The following is an 8,036-nucleotide window of genomic DNA, read 5'->3' as shown; positions in this document are numbered from 1 at the left end:
GACGTTAAAAAGGTGTTTTCCCTGTCGGGCAAAGCCCGACCTACATTAATCAGCAAAAAAGTTATGGAACTATTTTGCGACCGGATATGTATAGATATAGAAATGTAAAGAAGAAAGTTTTTTTAAAGAAGAGCAAATAATTAGAAAATTAGGGACAAATCAACAAGACTGAAAGAGTAAAAGATTTTCAGCGTGAGATAGCGCAAGCGGCGTAATTTTTCAGATTTGAGGGAAATTTAAGTTTTATTCTAAGCGCGGTGTACTAAGTGTGATGTCAACGAAGTTGCCGCAGTACCCAAGCGAAGAAAAAACTTAAATTTACCCAAATATGGAAAATTGCTAGCTACCAGTACGCAACTTTACATGAGGAAACATTTGCCTAAATATTAAAGCTTGCCAGCCGCGAAGACTTAACATAGACCGAGTAAAAGCCATGCGAGTATTTTAGAAGCGTGGTTTGTTGATTTTGGAGCAGATTTTAATTTTCTTCTAAGCGCAGAATACCTAGAACGATGGCGGCAAAGCCGCCGCGGTATTTAAGCGAAGAAAAAATTTAAAGTTGCCCAAAAGCGACAAAGTGCTAACCGTGAGTACGAGATATCACGCGAGTAAAGCTGTGAGAGAATTTAACCGGCGTGGGCTTTAATATTTAGAGTAAGTTTTAATTTTCTTTCGCGCGCGGTGTACTAAGTATGATGCGCCCAAAGGGCGCGCAGTACCCAAGCAAGGAAAAAATTAAAAATTACCTAAATATTAAAGTCTGCTAGCCTAAACAACACAACTTAACACGAGTAAAAAAACAAATCCGGCCGCGCCGCTTGCCCTAGGGCCTAAAACAATCCGCGCACCTAGCTTCATAATCTTCCGCGCCGCCCACATAAATCCTTGACTTAACATCCACAAGCCTTTGCGTTCTGGTTGCGGGTTTGCCGCACCGCGTGCAACGGGCGGAAAGCTTGGTTACATTATCGGCCACGGCCAAAAGACGGGCGGTGCTTTCAAACGGAACGGCCTGATAATCCAAATCCAAACCGCAGCATATAACCCGCTTGCCGAGGCCGGCTATTTTCAAAGCGACGGAGGAAATATCTTTGCCGAAAAAGTTTACTTCGTCCAAAGCGATTACGTCGGTGTCTTTTTTCAGTAAAGACAAAATCTCTTCGGCTTTGTTTACGTGGACGGCTTCTATCGTTTTCAAATCGTGGGTGGCTATCGCCCTTACGGCGTAGCGTTTATCCTTACTGGAATTAAAAACCTGAACTTTCTGCCCGGCGTGCTGGCAAACTTCTATACGCCTGATAAGCTCCGTGGTTTTGCCGGAGAACATACACCCGCAAACCACTTCTATACTGCCAAAACCTCTCTTCTTTTCCGCTGACATTTCAGCCTCCTTAAAAATTATCGCGAACCATATTGTCATCACGCCACGGACGCCAATACTCGTCGGCTTGGGTCAAGGCTTTGTTCTTCTTGCCCGCGCCGCAAAGTATGTTTATCCTGAACGAAAAGGAAAGGTTTTGGTTCCTGTCCCTAACGCCTACCATAACGCTTATATCATGGAAATCTTTATAAATTTTTATATGTTTTGAATATGCGTACAAGCTGGAATCGCTGACGCTGACGTCAATGCCCATGTCCGCGCGCCAAGTAAAATTTTTGGGGGCTATCAAGAATTTTGTCGTAAAAAGGAACTTGTCCCTGTCGGTGCTGTAATTTGTCATACCGAAATTGGCGTAACTGTCCCCTATGCTTTTAAAGGTGCTGTCCAAAACAAAAGCCTGATTGCCGTTGTGCACGTCGTAAATATTCTGCAAAAAGAAATTCGCCCCCGTATAAGGCGAAAAATATCCCGCCTCGGCCGTTATAGGTTCTATGCGGTATTTTGCGTCCCAGCTTTCGCTTGAATCCCTTAAGTCATATCCGCCGGCAAGTTTGAAGTAAAAATTCTGCCCCAGCATATAATAGTTCTGCACGTAAACGAGGTTTTCCTCCTCGTCGGTGTCCTGATATTCTATATTGGTAAGCGAACCGCTGGCGGTGCGTTTGGTATAACGATAGCCTATATCCAAAAGGCCCGTTATCAAATTGGATCTTAAATTAAGTTCTCCGCCGTAACGCCCGACAAAAGTATCCTCGTCGTTATTAGTGGGATCCTTCAAAATTGCGTCCTGCTTATAGAAGACGCTCGGCGTAAGCGTAAAATTAGGATGAAGTTTAAAATCTTTTGAGCTGCGCCAGTTAGCGTTAATATACTGAACAAAATCATACTCTTCTATTTTTGCGTTGTTAAACCCGAGCGAAAAATTGTTTACTATTCCGCCAGTACCCTTTATTACGAAAGGATTGAAAATCCAATCTATTTTAGGGGCGTACTCTTCCGCGTTGGAGTAAGTTTTATCGTCGGCGTTTAATTGTTCGCGCATAGTATAGCCTATGCGGAAAGTTTCCCAGCCGCTCTGCCTTACCGCGGAAAGACGCGTCAGTTTGTCTGGGGAAACCACATAAGGATTGGAACGGAAAAAGTCGTCGTTAAAATCAGCGTCGGAAACATTTCTGGTTTCAAACTGGCTGAAGTAAATTGCGCCGCTGCCTTTGTTAAGGCTGTCGGAAGTATCGGCTACTTCCCACCAATAACCGCCGTCAATGCCCCAGCGTTGGTCGTCCTGCACTTTATCGTGTATGGTATAAGCCTGCAAAGATCCGCGGAAACGCTGAGGATCTTCATAAGCTACTTCGGCCCCGTAACCGAAACCCGAACGCGTATAATAATCCAAATTGGCTTTTGCCGCGAAATTGTTTTTTGAATATACCGTGGAAGTAAGAAAGCCGAAGCCGGTATTATCGCTTTGATCAAAATCAACGTATGTGGTAAACAGTCTGTCCGTATTTAAAGAACGGTAAACGAAAGGCAAATAAAACACAGGCACTTTGCCTATTTTTACTACCGCGTTGGTGGCCCAAATTCTGTCGCCGGGAATAAGATCCGCCTTGCCGACGTAAAGGGTATAATGCGGCTTTTCAAAATCGCAGCAGGTTATATTGGCCTTCCTTAAAATATATTCACCGTCTTCGGCTTCAAGGCTTTTGGTGGAAAGCACGCGTATGGGCGAATAGTCGGCTTTTATATCTTCCATAATGACGGCTTTGGAAGCCAAATCAAACTTAATCCCGTTGGAAGTAAAAACGCCTTTTTCGTCCTCTATAACGGTAGTTCCTTTGGAAACCAAAATCTGTTCTTTTACGTATACTTGTATATCGTCGCCTTTAATTACGCGCGTGGTTTGGCCGTCTTCTATATAAATTTCGGCGTTGCCTTTTATGGCCACGACGGAATTGTTTTTATCGTAAACGGTTTCGTCGGCGGTGTAATAGATGAACTCCCCCTTGGTGGGTGCGGGAAGTTCAAAATCTTCCGCCGCCAAATTGGCTCCGGCGAGCAAGGCGCAAAAAAGTAAAGTAAAGAATTTATTTTTCATTTGCTTTGTGCAGCGCGTACAGGGCGGCGCCTACGCCGCCGATATTGCCCTCTTTGGATAAAAGAATTTTAACGTTTTTAAAAGGCGTTTTGACGGCCTGTTTTTCAAACACTTCTCTGACCGACGGCAGGAAATACTTTGCCCCGCGCGAAACTCCTCCGGCCAAAACAATGGCGTCGGGGTTAAGCAAAAGCACCATATCGGCCAAACCGCGGCCCAAATAGGAGCCTATTTCCTTCCATAAATTTAAGGCCACTTCGTCTTCCTGCGCGGCCGCCTGGGAAAGCAAACTTACGGAAAATTCTTCCGTATTAATTAAATTCGCCAAAATTGATTTGGGATATTTCGCGCTGGCGGCCTGGGCCATACGCAAAATGCCTTTTGTACCGGCGTAGGATTCCAAGCATCCGCGCTGACCGCACCCGCAAAGCGGAGCGTCCGGCGCGAAATCTATCTTCATGTGGCCGAGTTCCCCGGCGGAACCGTCCGCGCCTTGGTAAAGAGCGCCGTTTATGATTATTCCGCCGCCTATGCCGGTGCCCAAGGTTACGATAATCATATTTTTGTACTTGCCCTTAAACTCCCGGTCGAATACGCCCCATGCGGCCATGTTCGCGTCGTTGGAAACATAACATTCGCAGCCGGTGTTTTCCTTCATCACCTGCGCCACTTTAAGATTATGCCAAGGGATATTCGGAGCCCAGCGCAAAACGCCTTTATTGGGATCGGTGTCGCCGGCTATGCCCACGCCTATTACTACGGATTTATCCTTAAATTCGCCGCGCCACTCGTTGACTATTCTTGAAAGCTGAGCCAAAAAGGCGTTCCCGCCCAGCGTAGTGTAGGTGGGGATTTTATCCGTTTTAAGAATTCTCTTTTTATCGTTAACGGCAAAGAATTTTACAAAAGTACCGCCGATGTCTATACCTATTGAAATCATTTTTTTACCTCGCTTTCAGGATGTGCCGCGTTATACACCTTCTTCAGTTTTTCCAAAGAAACATGCGTATAAACCTGCGTCGCGGCCAAACTTTTATGGCCCAGCATTTCCTGCAAACTTCTTAAATCACAACCGTTGTTTAAAAGATGCGTCGCAAAAGAATGCCTTAAACTGTGCGGCGTTACTTTGCGCGCGACATGGCTGCTTACCGCGCTTTTTTTTATTATCTGCGCCAACCCCTCCCCGCTTAAACGCCCGCCTTTGCTGCCTAGGAATAAAGCGTCCCAGGGATGAACGTCAGGGCGGGTGGACAGATAACTTTCCAAACATTCCAGCGCGATATCGGTTACCGGCACGAGTCTTTCCTTTGCTCCCTTGCCCAGCACCTTTACCCAGCCTTCATCAAAATTTACGTCGCCTACGTTAAGCGAAACCGTTTCGCTGCGCCTGAGCCCGCTGGAATAAAGAAGTTCCAAAATGGCTTTATTCCTGTAATGAAAGCGGCTGCTGATTTCCGCCTCCATCAGGCCGGAAGCTTCGCTTTCCGTCAAGAAAGCTGGCAGTTTCTTTTCCCGCCTGGGGGCGGAAAACAAAGTAAAAGGATTAACCTTTATAAGCCCGCGGTTTGCCAAAAAACGGGCGAAACTTCTAAGCGCGCTTATCTTACGAAGAACCGCCGCGCGGGATAGTTCTTTTTCGCTCTCGTAAGATAAATACTTCCTTATATTCCTTAAATTAAAATCTTTAACCGATATCCAACCCCTTAAGTTCATAAAAGCCGCGAAAGCTTCCAAATCGCTCTCATAAGCGCGCAAAGTATGCGCGGATAAATTGCGTCCTTTTAAACTTAAACCGAAGTTTTCTATTTGCTTAAGCATCTTTCTTTTCGTTCAGCTTCTTTATAGCGGCTTCTTCTTCCGGCGTAATATTGACTATATTTTTGCATTTCGGGTATCCGCTGCAGCCCAAAAACGCGCCTTTTGCGCTGTGCCTTAAAACAAGCGGCTTACCGCACTTTTCACATTTTCTGCCCGAATCCAAAGGCCCGCTGGAAGCCACCCTGTTGCCCTGAGCGTCAACCGAATAAGTGTTGCGGCATTTAGGATAAGCCGAACAAGCCATAAAGCGGCCTTTCCTGCCCGTTCTTATTACCATGGGCGAACCGCATTTTTCGCACTTTTCGGCGGTTTGTTCCGGCGCAGGGAAAGAAGAACCGCTTAAATTCTTTTTGCCTTGGCAGGTATCCGGGTAATTTACGCAAGTAAGATATTCCCCGTATTTACTGCGGCGGCGCACCATGGGCGAACCGCAAATCGGGCATTGTTCCCCTTCGGCCACGCTCGGCGCGGGCTTGCGCATATTTTTGGAAGCGTTGTCCAAATCGCGGGTAAATCCGCTGTAAAAACCGCTTATAACCTCCACCCACTTTTTATCGCCTTCGGCGATATCGTCCAAAGTTTCTTCAACTCCGGCGGTGTAGGAAAGATCCATAATGTCTTTAAAAAATTCCTTAAGCTGTTCCGTAACGGTTATGCCCAAATCCGTCGCTACAAGCTTATTGCCCTTGGCCTGCTTTTCTATATACTTCCTGTCCATAATGGTTTTTATGGTCGGAGCGTAAGTTGAAGGCCTGCCGATGCCGTGCTTTTCCAAAGTTTTGATGAGGCTGGCCTCGTTATAGTTCGGCGGAGGCGTGGTTTTGTGATCTTTGGTGTCTATGCCCAAAAGCTTCAAAGCGTCGCCCTGCTCCAAAGGCGGAAGCAAAGCCGATGAATCGTCTTTGGAATCGTCGTCATTACTTTCGCGCTCGTCGGCTTCTTCCTGATAGACGGAAAGATAACCTTTAAATTTAACGGTTCTGCCGTTGGCGCGCAGCATACATTTTTCTTTTCCGCCGGCGGAAATATCCACGGCCACCGTATTGAATACGGCCTCGGCCATTTGAGAAGCGACGAAACGCAACCAAATGAGCTCGTAAAGTTTATACTGATCGGCGGTAAGATAATTTTTAAGGCTCTGCGGCGTTCTGTAAACATCGGTCGGGTGGATAGACTCGTGCGCTTCCTGCGCGCCTTTCACCTTGCTTTTAAACACCGGTGCGGTTTTAGGCGCGTATTCCGGGCCGTACTTCTCTTTGATAAATTTGGAAGTCTGCGCCTGAAGCTGTTTTGAAACGTTGAAAGAGTCCGTCCTCATATAAGTTATCAAACCGACCGTCTGCCCGCCGATTTCAATACCTTCATACAGGCTTTGCGCCACCTGCATGGTTTTCTGCGAGCCGAAGCCTATTTTATTGTAAGCGTCCTGTTGCATGGAGCTGGTTATAAAAGGAGGACGGGCTTTCTGTTTGACTTCTTTCTTTTCCACCTTTTCAACGACAATCGGCCCCTGCCTTAAAACGGCGTTGACGGGAGCTAAAGATTCATTGGTGTTAAATACGGTGGATTTTACTTTATAATCTTCCGCAAAAAGTTTATAGGTTACGGTTTTCTCGACGTTTTTGCCTTCCCATTTAAGCACGCGGGCGGAAAAAGACGGTTTTTGATTTTCTTTTTCCAAAGAGGCTTTTATCGTCCAGTAAACCTGTTCTTTAAAATCAGCTATTTCCTTGGCGCGTTCGGTTAAAAGACGCACCGCCACGGACTGTACGCGCCCCGCGCTTAGCCCGCTGGTTATTTTACGCCACAAAAGAGGGGAAAGTTTATAGCCCACCAATCTGTCCAAAACGCGGCGCGCCTGCTGGGCGTCAACAAGATTATGGTCTATGCCGCGGGCGTGTTCAAAAGATTCTTTTACCGCGGTGGGGGTAATCTCGTGGAAGTAAATGCGGCGGGTGTTTTCCGGCTTTAAATGCAGAAGTTCCTGCAAATGCCAGGCTATAGCTTCTCCTTCGCGGTCAGGGTCGGTGGCGAGGTATACGGTAGAAGCGTTTTTGACTGCTTCTTTAAGCTCGCTTATAACACGCGGTTTGCCGCTTATCACGTAAGTGGGTTTGAAATTGTTTTTCTCGTCTACGCCGATTTCCTTTGAAGGCAAATCGCGAACATGACCGAAAGAACTCCTGACGATATAAGAAGAACCCAATATCTTACTTATCGTTTTCTGTTTCGTGGGGGATTCCACTATAATCAATTCCTTGCCTTTCGGCTTTGCGCCGGCCGCTTTATTTTGATTGGTTGCCATTTTATAAGTCCTCTGAATATATATAAAATCTTAAAATTTTCTTCTGCTGTATTTACCGTCGGCGCAGCTGATAACGCCGCTTACTTCCAGCGAAAACAAAACGCCGGAAAGTTCGCTTATCGGCATATTTAAAGCCAAAGCCAAATCGTCCGTGCTGACGGAACCGGAGCCTATTGCTTCAACTACGGAGAGTTCCGGCCCGGAAAGTTCCTCCAGCGGGGGCTTTTCTTCATTATAAAGTTTTTTAGTGTTAAGGCCAAGTTTTAAGTTTAAAGGCAGGCAGTCTATTATGTCTGCCGCGCTTAAAACCATACCCGCGCCTTCCTTGATAAGTTTATTTGTGCCGGCGCTTTGCGGGGAATCTATCGGGCCGGGAACGGCCAAAACGTCTATGCCTTGCTCCAAAGCCATTTTAGCCGTGATAAGCGCGCCTGATT

At 46.4% G+C, this 8,036-nt stretch carries 6 protein-coding genes; all 6 read right to left on the bottom strand.

From position 1 onward, the window contains the following. Window positions 1-823: 823 nt before the first annotated feature. Complete coding sequence (locus ACQY26_RS02600; RefSeq protein WP_428047520.1) at window positions 824-1,381, bottom strand: thymidine kinase; 558 nt, start codon at window positions 1,379-1,381, stop codon at window positions 824-826. Window positions 1,382-1,391: 10 nt separating this feature from the next. Further along, window positions 1,392-3,476 (bottom strand): hypothetical protein, encoded by a 2,085-nt coding sequence (locus ACQY26_RS02595; protein ID WP_428047519.1) that lies wholly within the window; start codon window positions 3,474-3,476, stop codon window positions 1,392-1,394. Then, entirely contained in the window at window positions 3,466-4,416 is a 951-nt protein-coding gene (locus tag ACQY26_RS02590; protein WP_428047518.1) for an ROK family protein, read from the bottom strand. The genes ACQY26_RS02595 and ACQY26_RS02590 overlap by 11 nt, the downstream gene beginning before the upstream one ends. After that, the gene (gene xerA, locus ACQY26_RS02585; RefSeq protein ID WP_428047517.1) at window positions 4,413-5,294 is read right to left on the bottom strand and encodes a site-specific tyrosine recombinase/integron integrase; all 882 of its coding nucleotides are present in this window, start codon (window positions 5,292-5,294) and stop codon (window positions 4,413-4,415) included. Before xerA ends, ACQY26_RS02590 begins: the two co-directional genes overlap by 4 nt. Beyond that, window positions 5,287-7,599, bottom strand: coding sequence for a type I DNA topoisomerase (topA, locus tag ACQY26_RS02580; protein WP_428047516.1), 2,313 nt, complete (start codon window positions 7,597-7,599; stop codon window positions 5,287-5,289). Before topA ends, xerA begins: the two co-directional genes overlap by 8 nt. 30 nt (window positions 7,600-7,629) lie before the next feature. Continuing rightward, window positions 7,630-8,036: DNA-processing protein DprA (locus ACQY26_RS02575; protein WP_428047515.1), on the bottom strand; the 407-nt coding region annotated here is incomplete at its 5' end.

This window comes from Candidatus Proelusimicrobium excrementi (assembly GCF_937881865.1).
GTDB classification, from domain to species: Bacteria; Elusimicrobiota; Elusimicrobia; order Elusimicrobiales; family Elusimicrobiaceae; genus Proelusimicrobium; species Proelusimicrobium excrementi.
Note: the sequence above shows the minus strand (reverse complement) of the source record. Positions and strands in the feature narration are given on the sequence as shown.